The 24,629-nt window shown below is 71.7% G+C and carries 24 protein-coding genes; 17 read left to right on the forward strand and 7 right to left on the reverse strand.

All coding sequences use genetic code 11. The features are described 5' to 3' along the window. The first annotated feature begins 266 nt into the window (after positions 1–266). From ACL02U_RS00190 to ACL02U_RS00200, 3 genes are all read left to right on the forward strand, one after another. Positions 267–1,853, forward strand: a complete 1,587-nt coding sequence (locus ACL02U_RS00190; RefSeq protein ID WP_412788472.1) for an alpha/beta hydrolase — start codon at positions 267–269, stop codon at positions 1,851–1,853. A 255-nt stretch (positions 1,854–2,108) separates the two neighbouring features. Beyond that, on the forward strand, positions 2,109–2,507 hold the full coding sequence (locus ACL02U_RS00195; protein ID WP_412788473.1) for a RidA family protein: 399 nt from the start codon (positions 2,109–2,111) through the stop codon (positions 2,505–2,507). After that, on the forward strand, positions 2,504–3,067 hold the full coding sequence (locus ACL02U_RS00200) for an N-acetyltransferase family protein (protein ID WP_412788474.1): 564 nt from the start codon (positions 2,504–2,506) through the stop codon (positions 3,065–3,067). The genes ACL02U_RS00195 and ACL02U_RS00200 overlap by 4 nt, the downstream gene beginning before the upstream one ends. Positions 3,068–3,280: 213 nt before the next feature. On the opposite strand, the gene ACL02U_RS00205 is transcribed toward ACL02U_RS00200, so the two are convergent. Next, positions 3,281–3,868 carry an adenylosuccinate lyase gene (locus ACL02U_RS00205; RefSeq protein ID WP_412788475.1) on the reverse strand — a complete coding sequence of 196 codons (588 nt, stop codon included), beginning with the start codon at positions 3,866–3,868 and terminating at the stop codon, positions 3,281–3,283. A 398-nt stretch (positions 3,869–4,266) separates the two neighbouring features. Between ACL02U_RS00205 and ACL02U_RS00210 the strand changes: the two genes are divergently transcribed. From ACL02U_RS00210 to pssA, 9 genes are all read left to right on the forward strand, one after another. Continuing rightward, positions 4,267–6,072, forward strand: coding sequence for a 3-hydroxyacyl-CoA dehydrogenase family protein (locus tag ACL02U_RS00210; protein WP_412788476.1), 1,806 nt, complete (start codon positions 4,267–4,269; stop codon positions 6,070–6,072). Between the two features lie 148 nt (positions 6,073–6,220). Further along, complete coding sequence (locus ACL02U_RS00215) at positions 6,221–7,036, forward strand: TetR family transcriptional regulator (RefSeq protein ID WP_412788477.1); 816 nt, start codon at positions 6,221–6,223, stop codon at positions 7,034–7,036. 442 nt (positions 7,037–7,478) lie between these two features. Next, the gene (ccrA, locus tag ACL02U_RS00220; protein WP_412788630.1) at positions 7,479–8,816 is read left to right on the forward strand and encodes a crotonyl-CoA carboxylase/reductase; all 1,338 of its coding nucleotides are present in this window, start codon (positions 7,479–7,481) and stop codon (positions 8,814–8,816) included. A 17-nt stretch (positions 8,817–8,833) separates the two neighbouring features. After that, a complete protein-coding gene (locus ACL02U_RS00225) occupies positions 8,834–10,861 on the forward strand; it encodes a protein meaA (protein ID WP_412788478.1) in 2,028 nt (675 codons plus the stop codon). Then, a complete protein-coding gene (locus tag ACL02U_RS00230) occupies positions 10,858–11,871 on the forward strand; it encodes an HpcH/HpaI aldolase/citrate lyase family protein (protein WP_412788479.1) in 1,014 nt (337 codons plus the stop codon). Before ACL02U_RS00225 ends, ACL02U_RS00230 begins: the two co-directional genes overlap by 4 nt. A gap of 5 nt (positions 11,872–11,876) precedes the next feature. Next, positions 11,877–12,401 (forward strand): MaoC family dehydratase, encoded by a 525-nt coding sequence (locus ACL02U_RS00235; RefSeq protein WP_412788480.1) that lies wholly within the window; start codon positions 11,877–11,879, stop codon positions 12,399–12,401. A gap of 2 nt (positions 12,402–12,403) precedes the next feature. Next, the gene (locus tag ACL02U_RS00240; RefSeq protein ID WP_412788481.1) at positions 12,404–13,609 is read left to right on the forward strand and encodes an acyl-CoA dehydrogenase family protein; all 1,206 of its coding nucleotides are present in this window, start codon (positions 12,404–12,406) and stop codon (positions 13,607–13,609) included. A gap of 171 nt (positions 13,610–13,780) precedes the next feature. Next, a complete protein-coding gene (locus tag ACL02U_RS00245) occupies positions 13,781–14,437 on the forward strand; it encodes a phosphatidylserine decarboxylase (protein ID WP_412788482.1) in 657 nt (218 codons plus the stop codon). A 22-nt stretch (positions 14,438–14,459) separates the two neighbouring features. Beyond that, entirely contained in the window at positions 14,460–15,278 is an 819-nt protein-coding gene (gene pssA / locus ACL02U_RS00250; RefSeq protein WP_412788631.1) for a CDP-diacylglycerol--serine O-phosphatidyltransferase, read from the forward strand. Between the two features lie 172 nt (positions 15,279–15,450). Here pssA and ACL02U_RS00255 read toward each other — a convergent pair whose 3' ends face one another. Next, positions 15,451–16,569, reverse strand: coding sequence for a glycerate kinase (locus ACL02U_RS00255; RefSeq protein WP_412788483.1), 1,119 nt, complete (start codon positions 16,567–16,569; stop codon positions 15,451–15,453). Positions 16,570–16,773: 204 nt separating this feature from the next. Between ACL02U_RS00255 and ACL02U_RS00260 the strand changes: the two genes are divergently transcribed. Then, positions 16,774–17,877, forward strand: coding sequence for an ADP-ribosylglycohydrolase family protein (locus tag ACL02U_RS00260; RefSeq protein WP_412788484.1), 1,104 nt, complete (start codon positions 16,774–16,776; stop codon positions 17,875–17,877). A gap of 146 nt (positions 17,878–18,023) precedes the next feature. On the opposite strand, the gene ACL02U_RS00265 is transcribed toward ACL02U_RS00260, so the two are convergent. The 3 genes from ACL02U_RS00265 to ACL02U_RS00275 all read right to left on the reverse strand — a co-directional run bounded on the left by ACL02U_RS00265 (position 18,024) and on the right by ACL02U_RS00275 (position 20,032). Beyond that, positions 18,024–18,230: a hypothetical protein gene (locus ACL02U_RS00265; protein ID WP_412788485.1), complete on the reverse strand. Its 207-nt coding sequence runs from the start codon at positions 18,228–18,230 to the stop codon at positions 18,024–18,026. After that, the gene (locus ACL02U_RS00270) at positions 18,227–18,607 is read right to left on the reverse strand and encodes a DUF6415 family natural product biosynthesis protein (RefSeq protein WP_412788486.1); all 381 of its coding nucleotides are present in this window, start codon (positions 18,605–18,607) and stop codon (positions 18,227–18,229) included. Before ACL02U_RS00270 ends, ACL02U_RS00265 begins: the two co-directional genes overlap by 4 nt. A gap of 234 nt (positions 18,608–18,841) precedes the next feature. After that, positions 18,842–20,032: a helix-turn-helix domain-containing protein gene (locus tag ACL02U_RS00275; protein ID WP_412788487.1), complete on the reverse strand. Its 1,191-nt coding sequence runs from the start codon at positions 20,030–20,032 to the stop codon at positions 18,842–18,844. Between the two features lie 90 nt (positions 20,033–20,122). Here ACL02U_RS00275 and ACL02U_RS00280 point away from each other — a divergent pair, with 90 nt between their 5' ends. The 3 genes from ACL02U_RS00280 to ACL02U_RS00290 all read left to right on the forward strand — a co-directional run bounded on the left by ACL02U_RS00280 (position 20,123) and on the right by ACL02U_RS00290 (position 22,120). Further along, the gene (locus ACL02U_RS00280) at positions 20,123–20,671 is read left to right on the forward strand and encodes a flavoprotein (RefSeq protein ID WP_412788488.1); all 549 of its coding nucleotides are present in this window, start codon (positions 20,123–20,125) and stop codon (positions 20,669–20,671) included. Positions 20,672–20,900: 229 nt separating this feature from the next. Next, the gene (locus tag ACL02U_RS00285) at positions 20,901–21,431 is read left to right on the forward strand and encodes a DUF3761 domain-containing protein (protein ID WP_412788489.1); all 531 of its coding nucleotides are present in this window, start codon (positions 20,901–20,903) and stop codon (positions 21,429–21,431) included. A gap of 197 nt (positions 21,432–21,628) precedes the next feature. Beyond that, a complete protein-coding gene (locus tag ACL02U_RS00290; RefSeq protein WP_412788490.1) occupies positions 21,629–22,120 on the forward strand; it encodes an NUDIX domain-containing protein in 492 nt (163 codons plus the stop codon). Here ACL02U_RS00290 and ACL02U_RS00295 read toward each other — a convergent pair. Further along, the gene (locus ACL02U_RS00295) at positions 22,105–23,304 is read right to left on the reverse strand and encodes a hypothetical protein (RefSeq protein WP_412788491.1); all 1,200 of its coding nucleotides are present in this window, start codon (positions 23,302–23,304) and stop codon (positions 22,105–22,107) included. The genes ACL02U_RS00290 and ACL02U_RS00295 overlap by 16 nt on opposite strands. Further along, complete coding sequence (locus tag ACL02U_RS00300; RefSeq protein ID WP_412788492.1) at positions 23,301–23,717, reverse strand: hypothetical protein; 417 nt, start codon at positions 23,715–23,717, stop codon at positions 23,301–23,303. Before ACL02U_RS00300 ends, ACL02U_RS00295 begins: the two co-directional genes overlap by 4 nt. A gap of 163 nt (positions 23,718–23,880) precedes the next feature. Between ACL02U_RS00300 and ACL02U_RS00305 the strand changes: the two genes are divergently transcribed. Continuing rightward, positions 23,881–24,618, forward strand: a complete 738-nt coding sequence (locus tag ACL02U_RS00305; protein ID WP_412788493.1) for an SIR2 family NAD-dependent protein deacylase — start codon at positions 23,881–23,883, stop codon at positions 24,616–24,618. Positions 24,619–24,629 lie beyond the last annotated feature (11 nt).

The raw sequence follows: 24,629 nt of genomic DNA on the forward strand, positions 1-24,629 counted from the left end.
TCGGCACGGCGCCCCCTGGGACACCCTGGGGCGAAGAACCGAGGGCGCCTCGGAGCGGAACCGGTCGGGCGGCGGACCGGACCCGTGGCCGCCGGGCAGCCGAACCGGTCCCGCCCTCGCCGCAGTCGGCGCGTTCGAGCGGATCAGGCGACGCAATCGGGTCAACTGTCACCGGAACGTGCTCTTCCCACGCGGCTTTCCGGGACGATGCGGCAGGACCGCGACCCGCGCGGTCCTCCACAGTCCGCCCTGGGAGGCGAAGCCCTATGGGAAAACGCGCAGCCGTGCTGTGCGGCGCCGCCGTTGTCGTGGCCGGTTCGTTCACGGCCGTGCCCGCGCAGGCGAGCACGCCGCAGCCGCCGCGTCCGGCGCACGCCGCACACCTCACCTGGAAGGCGTGCGGCACCACCCGCTATCCGTCCCTCCAGTGCGCGTCCCTGGAGGTGCCGCTCGACCACGCGCGGCCGCGGGGCCGGCAGATCACCCTGGCGCTGACCCGCGTCCCGCACACCGCGAAGACCTACCAGGGCCCGCTGCTGGTGAACCCGGGCGGGCCGGGCGGCAGCGGCCGGACCCTGGCCGGGTTCGTCGCCTCCGCACTGCCCGATTCGGTCGCGGCGCAGTACGACGTCGTCGGCTTCGACCCGCGCGGAGTCGGCAAGAGCGAGCCGGCCCTGGACTGCGAGCCGGGCCACTTCGACCCCGTGCGCCCCGACTCGGTGCCGCTCACCCGCGCCGTCGAGCGGGCCAACCTGAACCGCTCCCGCTCGTTCGCCGCCGCCTGCGGCAGGAAGTACGCCGACCTGCTGCCGTACATCGACACCCTCAGCACCGTGCGCGACATGGACTCGATCCGGCGGGCGCTCGGCGCGCGGAAGGTCAACTACTTCGGCTACTCGTACGGCACCTACCTGGGCGCGGTCTACGCCAAGCTCTACCCGCACCGGGTCAGGCGCCTGGTGCTGGACTCCGTCGTCGACCCGACCGGCGTCTGGTACGACGACAACCTCACCCAGGACCTCGCCTTCAACGACCGCCACCGCGCCTTCCTCGCCTGGATCGCCCGCCACGACGCGACGTACCGGCTCGGCACCGACCCGGCCGCGATCGAGGCCGAGTGGTACGCGATGCGGGCCTCGCTCGCCCGCAAGCCGGCGGGCGGCAGGGTCGGGGCGTCCGAGCTGGAGGACACCTTCATCCCGGGCGGCTACTACGACGGCTACTGGCCCGCCCTCGCCGAGGCGTTCGCCGCCTACGTCAACGACAAGGACAGCGCCCCCCTGGAGGCGGCGTACGAGGACTTCGCCGCCGTCGACGCCGCCGGCGACAACGGCTACAGCGTCTACACCGCGGTGGAGTGCCGGGACGGGCACTGGCCGCGGAACTGGCAGAAGTGGCGCGAGGACAACTGGGCGGTGTACCGCAAGGCACCGTTCATGACCTGGAACAACGCCTGGTACAACGCGCCGTGCGCGTTCTGGCCCACGCGCCCGCTGCACCCGGTGAGCGTCGCCAACCGCAAGCTGCCGCCCGTCCTGCTGTTCCAGGCGACGAACGACGCGGCGACCCCGTACGAGGGCGGCGTGACGATGCACCGCATGCTCGCCGGCTCCAGCCTGGTGGTGGAGCAGGGCGGCGGGAACCACGGCATCACGCTCAGCGGCAACGCCTGCCTCGACAAGTACCTGTCCGACTACCTGGCGGACGGCACGGTGCCGCGCGGCCGCGGCGAGGCGGACGCGGTGTGCGCGAGGTCTCCCGAGCCGGAGCCGCGCAGCGCCGAGAAGGCGTCGAGCGCCCCGCGCGGTTCGCACGGCTCGACCCTGCACGGGCTGCTCGGATTCCGCGGCTGACCCCGGGCCGGCTCGTTTGCCCCCGAACCGGCGCGTGTGACCCCGAACCGGCTCCTCGGCCCCGGCGGCCGGGGAGCCTTTCGTGGGCCCTGGCCCCGCGGGGGAGGAACGCCCGGGCGCGGGTGGAGCCGCCGCCCGTGGCCGTGCCACGGCCCCGCGGGGCGGGAGCGCCCGCGCGGGACCGCCGGCGCGCAGGGCGGACGCCGCGGGGAAAACGGTGCGGGCGATGTCGGTGCGGTGGTTCATCATGTGGCCATGAGTGAGCCGACCAGGATTCCCGCCCCCGAGGGCGTCGCACCCGCCGCCCAGTACAGCCATGTCGTGACGGGCGCCGGTCGCTTCGTCGCCGTCTCCGGCCAGGTCGCCCTGGACGGGGAGGGGCGCCTCGTCGGCGACGGCGACGCGGCGGCGCAGGCACGGCAGGTGTTCGAGAACCTGCGGCGCTGCCTTGCCGCCGCCGGCGCGGACTTCGGCGACGTCGTCAAACTGACCTACTTCGTCACGGACATGGCGCACATGCCGGCGATCCGCGCCGCCCGGGCCGCGCACATACCGGACGACCGGCTGCCCGCCGCGACCGCGGTCCAGGTGGCCGGACTGGTGCGGCCGGAGTTCCTGATGGAGGTCGAGGCCTTCGCGGTGGTCGCCGGATGAGCGCCGCGGTGGTGCGGGAGATGGCGGCCGCCGACTGCGAACGCGTGGCCGAGATCCGGGTCGGCGGCTGGCGGGCGGCCTACCGGGGTCTGATGCCGCAGCCGTTCCTCGACGGGCTCAGCGTGGCCCGGGACGCCGAGCGGCACCGGGAGCGTCTGCGGCGCGGCGACGGCAGCGTGCTGAACCTGGTCGCCGAGCAGGGCGGGGAGTTGGCCGGCTGGGCCTGTCACGGCCCGTACCGCGACGGCGGGTCCCGCACCGGCGACGCGGAGTTGTACGCGCTCTACGTCGACCCCGACCGGTGGGGCACCGGTGTCGGGCGGGCCCTGCTGGAGGAGTCGGTGCGCCGCTGCTCGGCTGCCGGGCGGCCGCGGATGCTGCTGTGGGTGCTGCGGGACAACACGCGGGCCCGGCGCTTCTACGAGCGGGCCGGGTTCCGCCCGGACGGCGCCGAGGAGCCCTTCGAGGCGGGTGGCGTCCCGGTGCCCGAGGTGCGGTGCGCCAGGAGCCTCGCGGTGCGGGGCGTGGACGCGGTGTCGCCCGGCTGTGGAGTGCGGTGAGAGGGGCGGCGGTCCGGTCGGGACCCGGGCTCCGGGACGGACCCCGGTGACAGGGTCGGCCGGAGCGGGTCGGCCGGGTGGTGCGGGTCGGCGGGCGCGGCGTGGTGTGGATCCGGTCGCGCACCCGGTCCCGGGCCGCCGGCCGCGGACCGGGCCGGGACCGGGGCAGGGTGCAGCCGACGGGGTGGGACCGGGCCCGCCGGCCGTACCGCGTCAACCGCGCTGCTTCGGGATCCGCGCCAGTGCCCGGACCGCCGCCTCGGCGAGGGCGGGGTGGGCGAGCGCGTCGTTGAGCACCTCCCGGGCTCGCTCGTCGCCCAGGGTGCCGAGCCCTTCCACGCAGGCGAGGGCCACCCGCCGGTAAGGGTCGTGGGGGCGCAAGCGCCGCCGGAGCGTGGTGATCAGGGCGGGGACGGACTCCGGGGCCTGCAGCGCGGCGAGCAGCCGGACGGGGTGCAGGGCGTAGGCGACGCGGAGTTCGTTGGTCGCGAGGGCGGCGGCCGCGCGGGCGGTGCGGGGATCGCCGAGGCGGGACAGGGCGTGGGCGGCCGTGGCGCAGCGCGGCGGGTCGCGGTGGTTGAGCAGCAGTACGAGGCTCTCGAAGGCCCGCCGGTCGCCGGCCAGGCCGAGCCGGAACGCGGCCAGTTCCCTGGCCCACAGCGGCTGTCCGGGGGCGGTGAGCACCTCGGCCAGGGTGTCCGGGTCCTCGGTGGCGGCCAGCCGGTCCAGCCGTTCGGACTCGGTGGCGTCCCCGGCCTCCCGCCGTAAGCGTTCCGTGAGCGCTCGCAACTCTTCGTTCATGCGCCCGAGGGTAGGCCGGTCGTCGCGGCAGTGGGACCCACCTCACAAACTCGAAGGGGTGGCGTGCTCGTTACCCACCGGTTAAGCTCAGACGAGCGGGTTACCCACCCGCACTCCCGCGCGGCGGTTTGGTGACGCAGCCGTCGCAGCGGATCGCCTCTCCGGCCTCCAGGGCCGCGGAGGAAGTCGGTTCGGTACATCGCGTACCTCAGTACGGCACGGCCCCGGGACAGGGCCGGTCGGTTCCGCCCCGCCCGGACGTGTGCGCGTCCTCGGCGGAGGCACCGGGCGTGTGCGCCAGCAGCCCGGCACTACACCCGCAATCGTGCACGCCCCCGGTGCGTCTCGGCGCACCGGGGCGCGCTTTCCGTCGTCACCCTCATTCCTGGAGTCCCGCGATGGCCGCTCCCCTTTCCGACACCTCTCTGTCCCCGCTCCGGACCGTCGCCGTCGTCGGCCTCGGCACGATGGGCACCGGTATCGCCGAGGTCCTCACCCGGGCCGGCCGCACGGTCGTGGGCATCGACGTCAGCGAGGCGCAGGCGGCGCGCGCCGTCGCCGCCCTCGAGACCGCGACCGCCCGCTCCGTCGCCCGCGGCCGGCTCACCGAGCCGGAGCGGGCGGAGGTGCTCGCCCGGCTGCACACCTCCACCGAGCTGCGCGCGGCGGCCGACGCCGACCTGGTCATCGAGGTCGCCCCGGAGTCGTACGAGACCAAGCAGCAGATCCTGCGCGAGCTGGACGGCGTCGTGCGGCCCGAGACGATCATCGCGACGGGCACCAACGCGCTGTCGGTGACGCGTCTGGCGGCCGACTCGGCCCGCCCGGAGCGCGTGCTGGGTCTGCACTTCTTCAACCCGGCGCAGGCGATGAAGCTGGTCGAGGTGGTCTCCTCGGTGCTCACCGCGCCCGGAGCCGTCGCCGCGGTCACCGACCTCGCTATCGACCTGGGCAAGGAGCCCGTCGCGGTCGGCGACCGGCCCGGGTTCGTCGCCGACGGGCTGCTGTTCGGCTACCTCAACCAGGCTGCGGCGATGTACGAGGCGAGGTACGCCTCCCGCGAGGACATCGACGCCGCGATGCGGCTGGGCTGCGGGCTGCCCATGGGCCCGTTGGCGCTGCTGGACCTGATCGGCGTGGACACCGCCCGCACCGTCCTGGATGCCATGTACGCGGCCTCCGGCGACCGGCTGCACGCCCCCGCGCCGATCCTGAAGCAGCTCAGCGAGGCGGGCCTGACCGGCCGCAAGGCGGGCCGCGGCTTCTACACCTACGAGGCCCCCGGCAGCGCGAGCGTGGTCCCGGACGCGCTGACCCCGTCCGGGAGCGACGCGCCGGCCGGGGGGCGTTCGGTCCGCTCGGTGGGTGTCGCCGGCTCGGGCACCATGGCCTCGGGTATCGCCGAGGTGTTCGCCAAGGGCGGGTACCGGGTGGTCCTCGCGGCCCGCAGCGAGGAGAAGGCGCAGGCCGCGAAGGCCCGGATCGGCAAGTCGCTCGCCCGTTCCGTGGACAAGGGGCGGATGACCGCCGAGGCCGCGGCGGAGGTCCTGGACCGGATCGCGCCGGCCGGCTCCTACGACGCCTTCGCCGAGGTCGACCTGGCCGTGGAGGCGGTCGCGGAGGACCTGGAGATCAAGCGGCAGCTCTTCGCGGCGCTGGACAAGGTGTGCAAGCCGGGCGCGGTCCTGGCCACCACCACCTCCTCGCTGCCGGTGGTCGCCTGCGCCCGCGCCACCTCGCGCCCGCAGGACGTGATCGGGATGCACTTCTTCAACCCGGCGCCGGCCATGAAGCTGGTCGAGGTGGTCCGTACGGTGCTCACCGCCGACGACGTCCACGCGACGGTGCGCGAGGTGTGCGGGACGATCCGGAAGCACGCCGTCGACTGCGGGGACCGGGCCGGGTTCATCGTGAACGCGTTGCTGTTCCCGTACCTCAACAACGCCGTCAAGATGGTGGAGGAGCACTACGCGAGCCTCGACGACATCGACGCGGCGATGAAGCTGGGCGGCGGCTACCCGATGGGCCCGTTCGAACTGCTGGACGTGGTGGGGCTGGACGTCTCGCTCGCCATCGAGAAGGTGCTGCACCGCGAGTTCCGCGACCCGGGTCTCGCTCCGGCTCCGCTGCTGGAGCACCTGGTGGCCGCGGGCTGCCTCGGCCGCAAGACCGGCCGCGGCTTCCGCGAATATGCCCGCCGCTGACCGTTCCGGCGACTGGTGGAGGGCCGACCGGGACTGGGGCGGGCTGCTCGGGCCCGGCTCCGGCCGGACCGGCCCTCCCCCGCCCGCGGAGGGCGGGGGAAACCCCGGACCTGCGCACGGAGCTGCGCGCATGCAGTACTTTCGGGTCATGTCCCAGCCCGCCAGGTCCTCCCGTACACCAGCCACGCCCGACGCGCCGGAAAGTGCCGCGGGCAGCCGCGCGGCCGCCCAGCGGCTCAAGATGCGCCGAGAACTGGCGGCAGCCGCGATGGAGCTGTTCTCGACCAAGGGTTACGAGGCGACCACCGTCGACGAGATCGCGGCCGCGGCCGGGGTCGCCCGCCGCACCTTCTTCCGCCACTTCCGCTCCAAGGAGGAGGCGATCTTCCCGGACCACGACGACACCCTGGTCCGCGCCGAGGCGGTGCTGAACGCGGCCCCGGCGCACGAGCACCCGCTCGACACGGTGTGCCGCGGCATCAAGGAAGTCATGAGGATGTACGCGGCCCGGCCGGAGATCTCGGTCGCGCGCTACAAGCTGACCCGCGAGGTGCCCACCCTGCGGGAGGCGGAGATCGCGTCGGTGGCCCGCTACGAGCGCCTGTTCACCCGCTACCTGCTCGGGCACTTCGACGAGCACGCCCACGACGACGACGCCAACGACGATCCGCTGCTCGCGGAGGTGGCCGCGTCCGCGGTGGTCACCGCCCACAACCACGTGCTGCGGCGCTGGCTGCGGGCGGGCGGCCAGGGCGACGTGGAATCGCAGCTCGACCACGCCTTCGCGATCGTCCGCAAGACGTTCGGCACGGGGATCATGGCGGGCCGCACCACGTCCCCGAAGGAGCCGGCGGCGACGGCGACGGCTTCCTCGCAGGGCGAGGTGCTGGTGACGGTCGCCCGCACCGACGCACCCCTCGACGAGGTGATGCGCACCATCGAGCAGGCTCTCAAGGAGCGCTGAACGAAGCCCGCCGCGGTGTCCCCGGACACCGTGCCGCTGTGATGACGGCCACCCTGCGGGGTGGCCGTTTTGGCATGTCGGAGGGGCTTTTCGACGGACTCGGCGGGCCCGTTCGATCGATCATCGCTCATCTGTTACGTAAAGATTTCATCTGAGAGCAATTTCTGGCACTGAGTGCCTTGCGACCTGACACGGTGTGCCATACGTTGAAGGTGTCCGGGCGGCCGGCGTGCAGCGACCATTCGTACGCCGGCTGTCCCCGCAAGCCCGACCTTGCGCGCCCGGACGCCTGCGTCACAGGCACCTCTCGCGCCACAAAGCGCTGCCGAACAGCACCACCCCGCCGAACCGACGGCACACCCCCATCCCCTCTCAGCAGCACCGACGTAACCCTCAGCGCCCCTCCCTCAGGGCGCTCACCGCCGGAGGCAACACCGTGACCGTGAAGGACATCCTGGACGCGATCCAGTCGCCCGACTCCACGTCGGCCGACTTCGCCGCTCTCCCGCTCCCCGAGTCGTACCGCGCGATCACCGTGCACAAGGACGAGACGGAGATGTTCGCGGGCCTGGAGACCCGCGACAAGGACCCCCGCAAGTCGCTGCACCTGGACGAGGTGCCGCTGCCCGAGCTGGGCCCGGGCGAGGCCCTGGTGGCCGTCATGGCCTCCTCGGTCAACTACAACTCGGTGTGGACCTCGATCTTCGAGCCGCTCTCGACCTTCGGCTTCCTGGAGCGCTACGGCAGGGTCAGCGAGCTGACCAAGCGCCACGACCTGCCGTACCACATCATCGGTTCCGACCTGGCCGGCGTGGTGCTGCGCACCGGTCCCGGCGTCAACGCCTGGCGGCCCGGCGACGAGGTCGTCGCCCACTGCCTGTCGGTGGAGCTGGAGTCCTCCGACGGCCACAACGACACCATGCTCGACCCCGAGCAGCGCATCTGGGGCTTCGAGACCAACTTCGGCGGGCTCGCGGAGATCGCGCTGGTCAAGTCCAACCAGCTGATGCCCAAGCCGGACCACCTCAGCTGGGAGGAGGCCGCCGCCCCGGGGCTGGTCAACTCCACCGCCTACCGCCAGCTGGTCTCCCGCAACGGCGCCCAGATGAAGCAGGGCGACAACGTCCTGATCTGGGGCGCGAGCGGCGGCCTCGGCTCCTACGCCACCCAGTTCGCACTGGCCGGCGGCGCCACCCCGATCTGCGTGGTGTCCTCGCCGGAGAAGGCGGAGATCTGCCGCGCGATGGGCGCCGAGGCGATCATCGACCGCAACGCCGAGGGCTACCGGTTCTGGAAGGACGACAACGAGCAGGACCCGCGGGAGTGGAAGCGGTTCGGCAAGCGGATCCGCGAGCTGACCGGCGGCGAGGACGTCGACATCGTCTTCGAGCACCCGGGCCGCGAGACCTTCGGCGCCTCGGTGTACGTCACCCGCAAGGGCGGCACCATCGTCACCTGCGCCTCCACCTCCGGATACCTGCACCAGTACGACAACCGCTACCTGTGGATGTCGCTGAAGCGGATCATCGGCTCGCACTTCGCCAACTACCGCGAGGCATGGGAGGCCAACCGCCTGATCGCCAAGGGCAAGATCCACCCGACCCTGTCCAAGGTGTACTCCCTCGAGGACACCGGCCAGGCCGCCCACGACGTGCACCGCAACGCGCACCAGGGCAAGGTCGGCGTGCTGTGCATGGCCCCCGAGGAGGGCCTGGGCGTGCGCGACCACGAGATGCGCGCCAAGCACCTCGACGGCATCAACCGCTTCCGGAACATCTGAGGACTCCGAGGTCATAGATGACTGAGCGTCAGAAGGACCGGCCGTGGCTCATGCGCACCTACGCCGGTCACTCCACGGCCGAGGCGTCCAACGAGCTGTACCGGCGCAACCTCGCCAAGGGCCAGACCGGCCTGTCGGTGGCCTTCGACCTGCCGACCCAGACCGGCTACGACCCCGACCACGTCCTCGCCCGCGGCGAGGTCGGGCGGGTGGGCGTGCCCGTCTCGCACCTCGGTGACATGCGACGGCTGCTCCAGGACATCCCCCTGGAGCAGATGAACACCTCGATGACGATCAACGCCACCGCCATGTGGCTGCTGGCGCTCTACCAGGTCGTCGCCGAGGAGCAGGGCGCGGACATCACCAGGCTCCAGGGCACGACCCAGAACGACATCGTCAAGGAGTACCTGTCCCGGGGCACGCACGTGTTCCCGCCGGGGCCCTCGCTCCGGCTGACGACGGACATGATCGCGTACACGGTCTCCCACATCCCGAAGTGGAACCCCATCAACATCTGCAGCTACCACCTGCAGGAGGCGGGCGCCACACCGGTGCAGGAGATCGCGTACGCGATGTCCACGGCGATCTCCGTGCTGGACGCGGTGCGCGACTCCGGCCAGGTGCCGCAGGAGCGCATGGGCGACGTCGTCGCCCGGATCTCGTTCTTCGTCAACGCCGGCGTCCGGTTCGTCGAGGAGATGTGCAAGATGCGCGCCTTCGGCCGTATCTGGGACCGCATCACCCGCGAGCGGTACGGCATCGAGAACCCCAAGCAGCGCCGCTTCCGCTACGGCGTCCAGGTGAACTCGCTCGGCCTTACCGAGGCGCAGCCGGAGAACAACGTCCAGCGGATCGTGCTGGAGATGCTGGCCGTCACCCTGTCCAAGGACGCCCGGGCCCGGGCGGTGCAGCTGCCGGCCTGGAACGAGGCCCTGGGCCTGCCCCGGCCGTGGGACCAGCAGTGGTCGCTGCGGATCCAGCAGGTCCTCGCCTACGAGAGCGACCTGCTGGAGTACGAGGACATCTTCGAGGGCTCGAAGGTGATCGAGGCGAAGGTGGCCGAACTGGTCGAGGACTCCCTCGCGGAGATCGAGCGGATCCAGGAGATGGGCGGCGCGATGGCCGCCGTCGAGTCCGGCTACCTCAAGTCGCAGCTGGTGGCGTCGCACGCGGAGCGCCGGGCCCGGATCGAGTCCGGGCAGGAGAAGATCGTCGGCGTCAACGCCTTCGAGGGGACCGAGCCGAACCCGCTGACGGCCGATCTCGACACCGCCATCCAGACGGTCGACCCGGCCGTCGAGGCGCGGGTGATCACCGCGCTGCGGGACTGGCGCGACTCCCGCTACCAGCCGCCGTTCAACCACCCGCGCCCCTGCAAGGCGCTGGAACGGCTGAAGGAGGCCGCCCGGGGCACCGCCAACCTGATGGAGGCCACCCTGGAGTGCGCCCGCGCCGGGGTCACCACCGGCGAGTGGGCGGGGGCCCTGCGCGAGGTGTTCGGCGAGTACCGGGCGCCGACGGGGGTGTCCTCCGCACCGGTGGCGGTGACCGCCGAGGAGGGCACCCAACTTGCCGAGGTGCGCCGCAGGGTGGACGCCACCGCCCGCGAGCTGGGCGTCGGCAAGCTGCGCTTCCTGGTCGGCAAGCCCGGCCTGGACGGGCACTCCAACGGGGCCGAGCAGATCGCCGTACGGGCCCGCGACGCCGGCTTCGAGGTGGTGTACCAGGGGATCCGGCTCACCCCGGAGCAGATCGTGGACGCCGCGCTCGCCGAGGACGTGCACGCCGTCGGCCTGTCCATCCTGTCCGGCTCGCACGCGCAGCTGGTGCCGGACGTGCTGCAGCGGCTGCGTGTGGCCGGTGCCACAGATATACCGGTGATCGCCGGTGGCATCATCCCCAACGGTGACGCCGAGGATCTGCGTGCCGCCGGAGTGGCCGCGGTCTTCACCCCGAAGGACTTCGACATCACCGGGATCATCGGCCGCATCGTCGACGAGATCCGCACCGCGAACAAGCTCGACCCCCTGGAGGTCCCCGTATGACCGCCCGTCCGTCCGCCGCCTCCGCCCACACCCCGGGCGGCTCCGCGGCCCCCTCGGTCAACCGGCTCCGTCCCCGGCGCTCCTGCCTGGCGGTGCCGGGCTCCAACCCGCGCTTCCTGGAGAAGGCCCAGGGCCTCGCCGCCGACCAGGTCTTCCTGGACCTGGAGGACGCCTGCGCCCCGCTGGCCAAGCCCGAGGCGCGCCACACCATCGTCAAGTTCCTCAACGAGGGCGACTGGACCGGCAAGACCAGGGTGGTGCGGGTCAACGACTGGACGACCGAGTGGACGTACCGCGACGTCGTGACGGTCGTCGAGGGCGCCGGCCCGAACCTGGACTGCATCATGCTGCCGAAGGTCCAGGACGCCCAGCAGGTGGTCGCGCTGGACCTGCTGCTGACCCAGATCGAGAAGACGATGGGCTTCGAGGTCGGCCGGATCGGCATCGAGGCGCAGATCGAGAACGCCCAGGGCCTGAACAACGTCAACGAGATCGCGCAGGCCTCCCAGCGGCTGGAGACCATCATCTTCGGCCCGGCCGACTTCATGGCGTCGATCAACATGAAGTCGCTGGTCGTGGGCGAGCAGCCGCCCGGCTACCCGGCGGACGCCTACCACTTCATCCTGATGAAGATCCTGATGGCGGCGCGCGCCAACGACCTCCAGGCGATCGACGGCCCCTACCTCCAGATCCGCAACGTGGAGGGCTACCGCGCGGTCGCCCAGCGTGCCGCGGCGCTCGGGTTCGACGGCAAGTGGGTGCTGCACCCGGGCCAGGTCGAGGCGTCCAACGAGATCTTCTCGCCCTCCCAGGAGGACTACGACCACGCCGAGCTGATCCTCGACGCGTACGACTACTACACGTCCGAGGCGGGCGGCAAGAAGGGCTCCGCGATGCTCGGCGACGAGATGATCGACGAGGCCAGCCGCAAGATGGCGCTGGTCATCGCGGGCAAGGGGCGCGCCGCCGGTATGCGGCGCACCAGCACGTTCGAGATCCCGGAGGCGTGAGGGCCATGCAGTTCGGACGCACCTACGAGGAGTTCGAGGTCGGGGCGACGTACAAGCACTGGCCGGGCAAGACGGTCACCGAGTACGACGACCACCTGTTCTGCCTCCTCACCATGAACCACCACCCGCTCCACATGGACGCGAACTACGCGGAGAGGACGACGGACTTCGGCCGGAACGTCGTCGTCGGGAACTACGTGTACTCGCTGCTGCTCGGCATGTCCGTGCCGGACGTCTCCGGCAAGGCGATCGCCAACCTGGAGATCGAGTCGCTGCGGCACGTGGCGCCGACCTTCCACGGCGACACGATCTACGGCGAGACGACCGTGCTGGACAAGTGGCCGTCGAGGTCGAAGAACGACCGCGGCATCGTGCACGTCGAGACCAAGGGCTACAAGCAGGACGGCACGCTGGTGTGCGTGTTCCGCCGCAAGGTGATGGTGCCCACCGAGACGTACATCAAGGAGCGCGGCGGCGAGCAGCCCGGCCGCCCCGAGCTGAACGCCCCCACGGAGAAGTCGGAGAAGTAGTCATGGCCCGTCTCGCCCAGACCGCCGGTCTGACCGACGTCCAGCAGGAGATCCTCTCCACCGTCCGCGACTTCGTGGACAAGGAGATCATCCCGGTGGCGACCGAGCTGGAGCACCGCGACGAGTACCCGCAGGCGATCGTCGACGGACTGAAGGAACTCGGCCTGTTCGGGCTGATGATCCCCGAGGAGTACGGGGGTCTGGGCGAGTCGCTGCTCACCTACGCCCTGTGCGTGGAGGAGATCGCCCGCGGGTGGATGTCGGTGTCCGGCATCATCAACACGCACTTCATCGTGGCGTACATGCTCAAGCAGCACGGCACCCAGGAGCAGAAGGACCACTTCCTGCCGAGGATGGCGGCCGGCGACATCCGGGGCGCCTTCTCGATGTCCGAGCCGGGCCTGGGCTCGGACGTGTCGGCCATCACGTCGAAGGCCGTGCGGGACGGCGACGAGTACGTCCTGAACGGCCAGAAGATGTGGCTGACCAACGGCGGCACCTCGTCCCTGGTGGCCGTGCTGGTCCGCAGTGACGAAGGACACCCCGAGGGTACGGCCCCGCACAAGTCGATGACCACCTTCCTGGTGGAGAAGGAGCCCGGCTTCGGGGAGGTCCGCCCCGGCCTCACCATCCCGGGCAAGATCGACAAGATGGGCTACAAGGGTGTCGACACCACCGAGCTGATCATGGACGGCCTGCGCGTTCCCGCCGACCGGGTGCTCGGCGGCACCACCGGCCGAGGTTTTTACCAAATGATGGACGGCGTGGAGGTCGGCCGGGTCAACGTGGCGGCACGCGGTTGCGGGGTCGCGCAGCGTGCTTTCGAGCTCGGCGTCCGGTACGCCCAGCAGCGTCACACTTTCGGCAAGGCGATCGCCCGCCACCAGGCCATTCAGTTCAAGCTGGCGGAGATGGGCACCAAGGTGGAGGCCGCTCATGCCATGATGGTGAACGCAGCCCGCAAAAAGGACTCCGGGGAACGAAACGACCTCGAGGCCGGGATGGCGAAGTACCTCGCCTCCGAGTACTGCAAGGAGGTCGTGGAGGACGCCTTCCGGATCCACGGCGGCTACGGCTTCTCCAAGGAGTACGAGATCGAGCGCCTCTACCGGGAGGCACCGATGCTGCTGATCGGTGAGGGTACTGCCGAGATCCAGAAAATGATCATCGGCCGCCGACTGCTCGAAGAGTATCGATTCCAGGGATAAATGTCCGGATACGGGGTGTTATCTCCGGGAGGAAGGTCACACCCCGTCAGCACTCCCCGGCGATCGACTCGGCTTCCTGGCTTACCCAGTTGTGGCCGTGAACCGCTACGATCGCCGGAAAGCCGCCGTCCCCCTCCTGAAGCGCGGCATCATCCGCTACGAAGGTCATCCATGCCCCACAGCCAAACCTCTGCACCAAGCGACAGCCGAGTCGGTGTACGCCTCGCTCGCGGAGCATCGCCGTGGCTTCTCCCGACCGTCGCCACCGCAGCCGTCAGCCTGGCCCGCGCCCGCCGCTCGGGTGCCGCCAAGGCGATCGCCGTCCCCGCCACCGCGCTCGCGGCGGGGATGCTGTGGTTCTTCCGCGACCCCGAGCGCGAGATCACCCAGGGCAGGGTGATCTCGCCCGCCGACGGCGTGGTGCAGAGCATCATGCCGTGGAAGGACGGCCGGACCCGCGTCGCGATCTTCATGAGCCCGCTCAACGTCCACGTCAACCGCGCCCCGCTGTCCGGCACGGTGACGTCGGTCGAGCACGTCCCCGGCGGCTTCGTTCCCGCTTTCAACAAGGAGAGCGAGAACAACGAGCGCGTAGTCTGGCATTTCGACACCGAACTCGGCGACATCGAGATGATCCAGATCGCCGGCGCGGTCGCCCGCCGCATCGTGCCCTACCTCCCGGAGGGGACGAAGGTCGAGCAGGGCGACCGGATCGGTCTGATCCGCTTCGGCTCGCGTGTCGACCTCTACCTGCCCGAGGGCGTGGAGGTCGCGGTCGAGGTCGGCCAGAAGACCGTGGCTGGGGTGACTCGCATTGACCGTGATTGATCCGGAGACCCAGACGGGCTGGGTGCCCGAGGCGGACGAGCTGGACGACGAGGAGGAGATGCCGCTGTCGCTTCGGCTGTCGATAGCGGACACCCTCACCCTCGGCAACGCCACCTGCGGCTTCATGGCGGTGTACTTCACCACCACCGGCATCCTGATCCCGCACCTCACCGGCAGCCAGGAGTCGGGCATGGCCCGCCACAGCGCGGCCACGGCGGTCATCCTGATGCTCTGCGCGGCGGTCTTCGACCTGTTCGACGGACTGGTCGCACGCAAGCTGCGCAGCTCCCCCATGGGCGCCGAGCTGGACAACCTCTCCGACCTGATCAGCTTCGGCCTGGCCCCGGCCTACTTCGTGCTCGTCTACGGCATGGTCGCGGACGACGCCCACCAGAGAGTGGCCGCACTCGGGGCGATCGTGGTCCTGCTGGCCGTGGTGCTGCGGCTGGCCAGGTTCTCCTGCGTGACCATGAAGGACGGCGTGTTCCAGGGCATGCCGAGCCCGTTCGGCGCACTGACCGTCGTCTCGATCGTCCTGCTGGAGCTGCCCTTCGTGGCGACCCTGCTGGCCATCCTGGGGACGGCCTGGCTGATGGTGAGCCGTGTGGAGTACCCCAAGCCGCGCGGGCGCCTCGCGGTGGCGATGCTCTCCTGGATCGTCCTCTCGATGGGCCTGCTGGCGGCCTGGGCCTTCGACGCGCCGAGCGGCCAGCTCCTGCTCCAGACGGGCTGCGCGCTGCAACTGGTGATGGGCGCGGTGATCCCGCTGTTCGCCACGGCGCGCCGGGTGAACAACTTCCGCGGCAACCGGCGTGAGGCGCGCACCGCGCAGCTCCCGTAACACCCTCGGCCGAACCGAAGGGCCCCGTACCGGTGACCGACACCGGCACGGGGCCCTGCGCGTTCCCGGCTGTCCCTCGACCGGCGGCAGCCGCTCACCCTCACGCCAGGTGGCCGCCCACGCTCTCACGCCAGGTGGCGGCCCGCGCTCACCGCCAGGTGGCCGCTCACGCTCACGTCAGGTAGTCGCCGCCGATCCGAGCGGCGACCCGCTCCAGGATCGGCCCCGCCTCGGCGATGCACTTCGCCACGTCCGGCTCGGCCTCGGTCAGCGGGTAGGCCCGCCGGATACCGGCCCGCCCCAGCATCTCCGGGGCCAGCGCCAGCCGCCCGCAGACCGCGACGACCTCCTTGCCCGCCGCACGTGCCGCGGCGGCGACGCCCGCGGGCGCCTTGCCGTGCAGGGTCTGCTCGTCCAGCGATCCCTCTCCGGTGATCACCAGCTCGGCCCGCTCCAGCGCCGGGGCGAAACCCAGCACGTCCAGCATGACCTCGATGCCGGCCCGGAACCGCGCCCCGAGCAGCAGCGCGCCGTACCCGATGCCGCCCGCGGCACCCGCGCCCGGGGACGCGGCGCACTCCGCGGCCCGCGGGCCCACGGCCGCCTCCAGCACCTTCGCGAAGTGCGCGAGCGCCGCGTCCAGCGCCCGCACCTCCTCCGGCGCCGCCCCCTTCTGCGGTCCGTACACCGCGGGTGCGCCCTTCGGGCCGGTCAGCGGGTTGTCCACGTCGCTGGCGAGCACCAGCTCCACTCCGGACAGGCGGGGGTCCAGCCCGGACAGGTCCGCCGAGGCCAGCGCGGCGAGCCCGCCGCCACCCGGCGGCACCGGTTCCCCGTCCGCGTCCAGGAAGCGCGCGCCGAGCGCCGCCAGCATCCCCGCGCCGCCGTCCGTCGTCGCGCTCCCGCCCACGCCGAAGACGATGGTGCGCGCCCCCGCGTCCAGTGCGGCCCGCAGCAGCTCGCCGGAGCCGTACGTGGACGCGGTGAGCGGCGCGAGGACCCCGTCCGGCAACCGCTGCAGCCCGCTGGCCTCGGCCATCTCCACGACCGCGGTGTCCCCGCGGACCGCGAACGCGGCCGTCACCTCCTGACCGAGAGGTCCGGCGACCCCGACCTCCCGCCGCTCGAATCCGGCCGCGACGGCCGCGTCGACCGTCCCGTCGCCGCCGTCGGCCACGGGCAGCGCCTCCACCTCGACGTCCGGCGCGACCCGGTGCAGCCCGGCCGTCACCCGCTCGGCGACCTGCACCGCCGTCAGCGAGCCCTTGAACTTGTCCGCGGCAACCAGCACTCTGCGAGTGCGGTGCCCAGCAGCGTCCGCCACCTTCGTCTTCCCCTTGCTCTCCGGGCCCCGACGCATGTCGGGGCCAGTCGCGCCGCTGCGACCCTAACCGGAGACCGCCCGCCCCGTCATGCCCCGCCCGCACCCTGGAACACGCCGCGCGACCGCACCGGATGTCGCGACCGCACCGGATTTTTCGGGTACACCGGTTCCATGACCACTGTCGGCACCCCGTCCCGGCTCGCCGACCGCGTACTGGGCGGCTGGCTCGGCCGGATCGCGGGCAACATGCTCGGCAAACCGGTGGAGCAGGGCGAGGTCTGGACCCGCGCCCGCATCGACCGCTACCTGCGCACGGCCGGAGCCCTCCCGCTCACCGACTACCTTCCCGAACCGCCCGCCCCGCGCGGCGGGCAGGACGAGGACCTGGCGGCGCTGCTGCGCCCGGAGTGGCGGCAGTGCGTGCGCGGCCGGATCGACGGCAGCTGCCGCGACGACGACGTCGACTACGCGATCCTCGGCCTGGACCTGCTGGAGACCTGCGGTTTCGGCTTCAGCACCGAGCAGGTGGGCGACCTGTGGCTGCTGAGGCTGCCGTACCGGCAGACGTTCACCGCGGAGCGCGCGGCCTACCGAAACCTCGCCTGCGGCCTCCGGCCACCGCTCACCGCCACCCACGACAACCCGTACCAGGAGTGGATCGGCGCCCTCATCCGCGCCGACATCCACGGCTGGACCCAGCCGGGCGCCCCGCGCGGTGCGGCCGCGCAGGCCCGCCGCGACGCCGTACTGTCGCACACCGGCAACGGGGTCTACGGAGCCATGTGGGCGGCGGCGCTCGTCTCGTCGGCCTTCACGGCGCCCTCGGTGCGGGACGCGGTGGAGGAGGCGCTGGCCGTGATCCCGCCCGGCTGCCGGCTGGCCCGCACCGTCCGCCGGGTGCTGACCCTGTACGAAGCCCACCTGAGCTGGGAGGACACCCTCACCACGATCGACGGGGAGACCGCCGGCCAGGGGTGGATCCACACCGTCCCGAACGCCGCCGTCATCACGGCGGGCCTGCTGTACGGCGACGGCGACTTCACCCGCACCGTCGCACTCACCGTCCGCGGCGGCCTGGACACCGACTCCAACGGCGCCACCGCCGGCTCGGTCGCCGGCGTGCTGAACGGGGCGGAGGCCATCCCGGACCAGTGGACCCGGCCGCTGCGGGACACGGTACGCAGCGCGGTGTTCGGCTTCGACGGGGTGCGCGTCAGCGAGCTGGCCGAGCGCACCCTCCGGCTGATCGGGGCGGAGCGGCAAGCGCAGGGGTAGTCGCCCCGCGCGGGAACCGCCGGGCGGCAGCGCGGTCACGTTGGGTGGACCTCGCAGCTCTCGACGAGGCCCTCTCCACGCCGGCAGGGAGGCGAGGGCCTGGTCCGTCACGACCGACCCGTACACGGCCGGACCAGCCACCGCCTTCACGGCCGCAGCGCCTCCGCGACCAGGACCCGGGCCGGGATCCGCACCGCGTCCGGGTCCGGGCCGACCAGGTCGACGTGTACGCGGTGCGCCCAGATGTCGCAGCCCGGCCCGCTGTTCGCGTCCTCGTGGCCGAGGTGGACGGCGTCGTCCGGGCCGGCGATCGGCTGGCCGCAGCCGCGGCAGATGCACGCCAACGTCGTCACCGGTTCCCGCCGTCCAGGTTCCCCAGGTGATCGCACAGAGCGCCCACGGAGCGGGCCAGCCGCTGGGCGTGCGCGATACCTGCGGGGAACGTCCGGCCCGGCTCCAGGCCGAGCCGCATGCGCGCCTCCCCGACGCACGCGAGCGCGCAGGCGCGCGGCACGTCGTCCTTCGGCAGCTTGCCGGCCCTGGCCTCCACCTCGGGGATGGCGAGCATCATGTGCCCGCGCAGTTGGAGCGTCAGCGTCTCCAGTTCCTCGGGTGCCGACGGCTCGGCATCCCCGGCAAGGAGCCGACGCACCACGTCGCGCATGGTGGGGATGTCGAGCGGACGCGAGTCCCGCCCTGTCGTGCCCGGCGGTGGGGCGGTAGCTTTCATGATGTCGACGCTCCTTCGTAGCGTTGGCCGGCCCCGGAGCCGTTGACGCGGCTGCCGGGGCGCCTGCGGCGTCAACGGCTGCGGGGCCGCGAGGGAGCACGGGCCGCTGCTGCCCAGACCGTTCCGGCCGTGTCCCATCAAGCCGCACCCGCATCGCCATTGACCAGGCGTGAGAACAGCGTGACCCTCCGGGAGGGCCGGAACTCTCACAGTTCTGTGAGAGCGGTGAGAGTGCTACAGGCCGACCCAGGCGGCCATGTGGTTGAGGGTGTCCGGGGTACGACGCGACAGGTGGATCAGAGCGGTGATCGTCTCCCGAGCTGCTGGGTGGTATCGCGTCTGCTCGGGGGCCATGCGGCGGGCCTCCACCAGGGCCTTCAGCGCATCCTCGGTGTGCCCGGTCTCCACCTCGGTGCGGGCCAGATCGACCAGGAAATGGGCGCGGCGTGATGTCGCGAGCGGCGTCGGCAGCTTCTTCCTGATCTTCCAGCCCTTGGCCAGTGCATCGTCGTAAAGGCGCATTTCGACAGCGGCGGACATCTCGTGCAGGTCCACGTTGGTCGGACCGAAGCTGAGCCAGTGTGTTTCAGAGGCATCACCGATCCGCTTCGCGATGCGGCGCGCTTCGGCGATGTGGGCCGTCACGGCGGTCGCCGACTCGGCGCGGGCGGAGATGACCGAGGCCCCCAGATGCAGCTGCCCGGCGACGGCTTGCGCCTCGCGGGTGTCCTCGGCCTGCCCGAGGACGCTGTGGCCGGCAGCCACCAGCCGCTGCCCGATCCGGTACTCGCCCTCCCTGAAGTACACCAGCGCCCGCATGTACTGGCGCACGGCAGCCAGACACGGGTCCGAGGCGCGCTGCGCCGCCCAGTCCAGGCGGTCCAGCGCAACGGTGGACAGATCGTAGTAGCCGAGCTTCACGCTGATGTCGTGCGCGGTGCGGTAGGTGGACGCCAGGGCCTGCCACAGCGCGGTCGAAGGCGTCGACCATGCGCTGTGGGTCAGCTCGGCGATGAGGAGCGGTAGTCTGCGGGCCGCACTCCGCAGGTGCGTGGCCCGCACCGCCCTGCACAGATCTTCCGCTCCCGCGATGAGCCGTCCTACCGGCCGTACCGTCAGGTCCGGGTTCGGACCGAGGTCGTACAAATCGAGGGACTCCCGGATCGGCCGGACCGCTTCGGCGAGCCGGTCACGCTGCAATTCGGATACGTACGGCTGCCCAGTGAGCACCGTGACGTCGATACCCAGAGCCTTGGCGCACGCGGCCACGAAGTCGGTGGTGGCCGGACGGGCACCGCACTCCACCTGAGTCAGCAGGCTGTACGAGTAGGGCAGACGCTCGGCAAACTGGCGTTGTGTGAGCCTCGCCAGCTTGCGCTGTTCGCCGATGCGTGCGCCCGTGTGATTGCCGTCCAGTGCGGGCATACCGGTCTCCGTTCTTGGCACCCGCCTGGAACGGTACCCGCCCTCGACTCCTTTGAGAGTGGGGTCGGTTACGTGTGGTCGGATGGGTGCATGACGACAACCCGCCACGTGCTCTACCTGTTCGGCTCCGCCGCTCCACCGGTCCTCGACATCGCGACTGTGGTCCGGGACGCGCAGGAGCGAGGCTTCGACGTGTGCCTCGGCCTCACGTCGACCGCCGCCCGCTGGCTCGCACCCAAGCTTGCGGAGCTGGAGCGGCTGACCGGGCATCCGGTACGCAGCGAATACAAGCTGCCCGGCGAGCCCGACGCGTGGCCGAAGGCGGACGTGATCGCGTTCGCACCGGCGACCTTCAACACGGTCAACGCGTGGGCGCTGGGCCTCACCCGGGAATTCGTCGTCGGGGTCGCCGCCGAAGGCATCGGCAAGAACATCCCGATGGTGGCGATGCCGTGCGTGAACGCCGCCTACGTGCGCCATCGCCAGTTCGAGCGGAGTATCGCCGAGCTGCGCGCGATGGGCGTCACCTTCCTGTACGGCGAGGGAGGCTTCGTCCCGAATCAGCCCGGCCAGGGCAAGCCGACGGACTACCCCTGGCGGCTGGTCCTCGATGCGGCGGAAGACGTCTGCCGAGCGTAGCTGCAACGCACCGACAGCTCCCGTCGTTCGGGACGTGAGCTGTCCGGATTCGGTCGCAGGCTGCAGCAGTGGCGGGGCTGATGTGGGCCCGTCACGGTGCTGTAGTGGGCTGGAGACGAGTCCTGGCACCGCGGCGTCGACGTCACGAACCGATGACTGCCCCGCCATTTCTCTGACGGGGCGTCATGCCAGTCGCTACGGTCGTGCCTCCAATCCACTTGGGGGACAGATGAGCAATCCGTACGCCATACCGCCGCGGCCGCCCGTACCTCCCGCTCCTCCCGCTCCTCCCGCTCCTCCCGCTCCGAAGTGGGCGCGGAAGCGGTACGTTCTGCCGGCGGTCGGCCTGGCCTTCTTTCTCGGTATCGGTGCCGGCGCGAGTGACCCGAATGACGGCAACAGCACTTCGCCGGCGGCGGACACGGTGCGGCCGACCGCGACGGTCACCGCCACGGCCACGATCACCGAAACGGCGGCACCGGAGCCCGCGCCGACGGTGACGGCCACGAAGACGGTGAAGGTGAAGGTGACCGTCACCGCGCACGCAGCCGCGGCCGGCTCGGGGAGCAGCGGAGGGTCGTCGGGCGGTGGCGGATCCTCCGGCGGGTCGTCGGGAAGCGGGGGGTCTGGTTCGTCCGGCGGTTCGAGTGGCGCCGGTGGCGGTGCGACTGCTCGGTGCAATGACGGAACGTACTCGTATGCGGCGCACCATTCGGGTGCGTGTTCGCATCACGGAGGCGTGGCGGTGTTCTACCGGTAGGCGGGCGCAATCTGGGGTGACCGGCTGCAGTGTGACGAGCTCCCCTGTACACCAGCGTACGAAGGGCAGCACCGGACGCCGCACGCCACGGCGTCGACGGTCGCCGCTCGAGGCCGTCGAGCACGGGTGACAGCCGCAGCTCCGGGCGCACCGCGTGCTTTGGCCGTGCCGGTGCTCGGGCTGGATACCCTGCCCGGGTGACCACTGCTGACTTCGCCGCGTACATCGCCTCCCTCCCCCGCGTGCTGGCCGGAGCAGCGGCCCTGTTCCGGGATTCCCGGGGCCGGGTGCTGCTCGTCGAGCCCAACTACCGGGAGGGCTGGGCGCTGCCCGGGGGCACCGTCGAGTCCGACGACGGGGAGACCCCGCGCCAGGGCGCGCGCCGCGAGACGGCCGAGGAGATCGGCCTGGACCGTGCCCTCGGCCGGCTGCTCGCCGTGGACTGGACGCACGGCACCGGTCGACCGCCGCTGGTGGCCTACCTGTACGACGGCGGCGTCCTCACCGAGGAGGACCTGAAAGCGATCCGGCTGCAGGAGGAGGAGCTGCTGTCCTGGCGGCTGGTCGCGCGCGAGGAAGTGACCGGGTACCTGCCGGGATCCCTGGGCCGCCGGGTGCTGGCCGCACTGGACGTCCTCGCCGACGGCTCCGGCACGGTGGAACTGGAGAACGGTCACCGGGCCGGGTAGTCGGCGAGTGTGTGCGACAGCCCGGTCAGCCTCCTCTTCCGTGCGGCGGAGGAGTAGGCGTACAGGAACGGCCACTGGGGGCCGGTGAAGGTGGTGGGGGCGCACCCCATCTGCTTCAGCAGCCCCGCGCCGACCGGGTACACCGCGGCCGCCAGCCCGACGAAGCCGCCCGGGCCGATCGGGCCGAGGATGCCGTCGACTGCCGCCTGGACCAGGCCGACCGCGCCGACCGCCGTGGACACGGGGTGTGCCCGCAGCTCGCTCAGGGGGCCGACGAACCGTCCTCCGTCGAGTTCCCGGCGCAGTCTCCCGATGACCGCCCCGTCGAGGGCGCGACGGTTGTGGTGGCGGTAGAGCTCGCACATCTCACCGAGCCAGTCGAGCAGCTCCCGGCGGCCGTCGCCGCGCATGAAGGCGTCCAGGTCGCGCGGTCCGGCGTGGATGTCCAGGTGCCGGAGCACGTCGAGGAGCTGCTCGGACAGTTCCTGGGCGCGCGAGTCGGCCGGCCGGGGCTGCGGCCTCGGGCCGGGCTCGTCGGAGGGCTGCGAGTCGGCGATCAGCTGGAGGAAGCGCCGTTGCTGGGCGTCCAGGAACAGGGGGGTCTCCGCTCCGGACAGCCGCAGGGCCTCGCCGTGGTTGTAGGCGTCGCGCAGGATCCACCGGGCGATGCTCTCGCGGTCGCCGCCACCGCGCGCCCGCGCGGTCTCCAGGACGCCCATCGGCAGTTTGGGGACACGGCTGCGGAACACCCGGTTCCAGTAGGTCACCTGCTCGGGGTGGGCGGCCAGGTGCCGTCGGGCCTGCGTCATCCCGTCCTCCGGCGGCGCCACGAGCACCCGGCGCCGGTCCCGGGGCAGGCCCTCGTCGTTGCGGAGGAGGGAGCGGAGCGCGTCGTCGATCCTTCCCTCCCAGCGGGCGTACGGCCAGGGGTGGTCATTCCGGAACGACGGCTCGGTCAGCCATTTCTCCCGTGCCAGGATGCGGATGTAGCCGTCCTCCACGTACCGGACGAAGTCCCTCTCCGAGATCGCGCTGGCCTGCTTCACCAGTGCGCTGGACGGGGCCCAGAGGTTCAGCGGCTGGCTGACCGCGAGCAGCCGGTGCAGGCTGCGGTACCCTCCTTCGCCGTATTCGCTGATGTGGCAGAAGGTGGGGAAGGTACGGCCGGAGCTGCCTGCGGTCATCGGGTCACCTCCCGCCGCACGGTCTCTCCGCCGCCCGGCTCGTAGACCTCGTCGCAGATCCCCAGGAGTGTCAGTTCGCGGTCGGCCTCGTTGCGGACTGCGTGGGAGACGCCGGGCGGGATGCGGACCACCACGGCGGACGTGCCGGCGAACGTGCGGTGGACCGGGTCGGTGCCGTCGCCCGAGTCCCAGTGCAGCGACCATCGCGCGCAGGGCATGACGACGAGGATCTCGTGGCGGCGGCGGTGGAAGTGGTTCCCGCGCACGCAGCCCGGCCTGACGGTGGTGGCGTGCAGGTCGCGCACCGGAACGGGTGAGCCGCCGGCGAGCCAGTCCGGCGGAACGGCGAAGCTGGATCCCCGGCCGTCCCCCGTGTCGTCGAGTTCCAGGAACTCCAGCCCCACCGAGCTCATGGCCCCCCTCTGAGCCGAGCTCCCCGCCTCACCCGTGGGGAGCACCCGGCGCCAAGGTACGCGCGCGGTCGAGTACTGCCAAGGCCGCCCGGCACGCGTTCACTCGCGCGCGACGGGAAGAAACCGTTCGCCGGAACTCCGGGCGCGTCCTACCCTCGGCAGCATGACCAAGCCGCCCCTCGTCGCCGTCCTCAGCGGTGCCGGTGTCTCCACCGACTCCGGCATCCCTGACTATCGCGGGCCCAACGGGCTGTGGCGCCGTGATCCGGAGGCGGAGAAGCTCGTCACCTACGAGTACTACATGGCAGACCCGGAGATCCGGCGCCGGTCCTGGCAGATGCGCCGGAAGAGTCGCGACTTGCAGGCCGGGCCGAACGCGGCGCACCGAGCGATCGCCGAGCTGGAGCGATCCGGCGTGCCGGTGCGCGTCATCACGCAGAACGTGGACGGACTGCACCAACTCGCCGGTACGTCCGCGCGCAAGGTGCTGGAACTGCACGGCAACGTGCGGAACGTGGTGTGCACGCGGTGCCACGCACGCGGGCCGATGGAGGACGCCCTCGCCCGCGTCGACGCCGGTGAGGAGGACCCGCCGTGCCGGCGGTGCGGGGGCATCCTGAAGTCGGCGACGGTGATGTTCGGTGAGCGTCTGGATCCGGTCGTCCTGGGCGAGGCGGCCTCCATCTCAAAGGCCTGCGAGGTGTTCGTGGCTGTCGGGACGAGCCTCCAGGTGCAGCCCGCGGCGGGTCTGGCCGGCGTCGCCGCGGACCATGGCGCCCGGCTGGTCATCGTCAACGCCGAGCCGACGCCGTATGACGAACTCGCCGACGAGGTCGTCCGCGAGCCGATCGGCACCGCGCTGCCCCGGCTGCTGCGCGACCTGGCCGGGACGGACGTCTGAGCGGTCCGCCC

Origin of the sequence: Streptomyces sp. MS06 (assembly GCF_047200655.1) — a bacterium.
Lineage (GTDB): Bacteria > Actinomycetota > Actinomycetes > Streptomycetales > Streptomycetaceae > Streptomyces.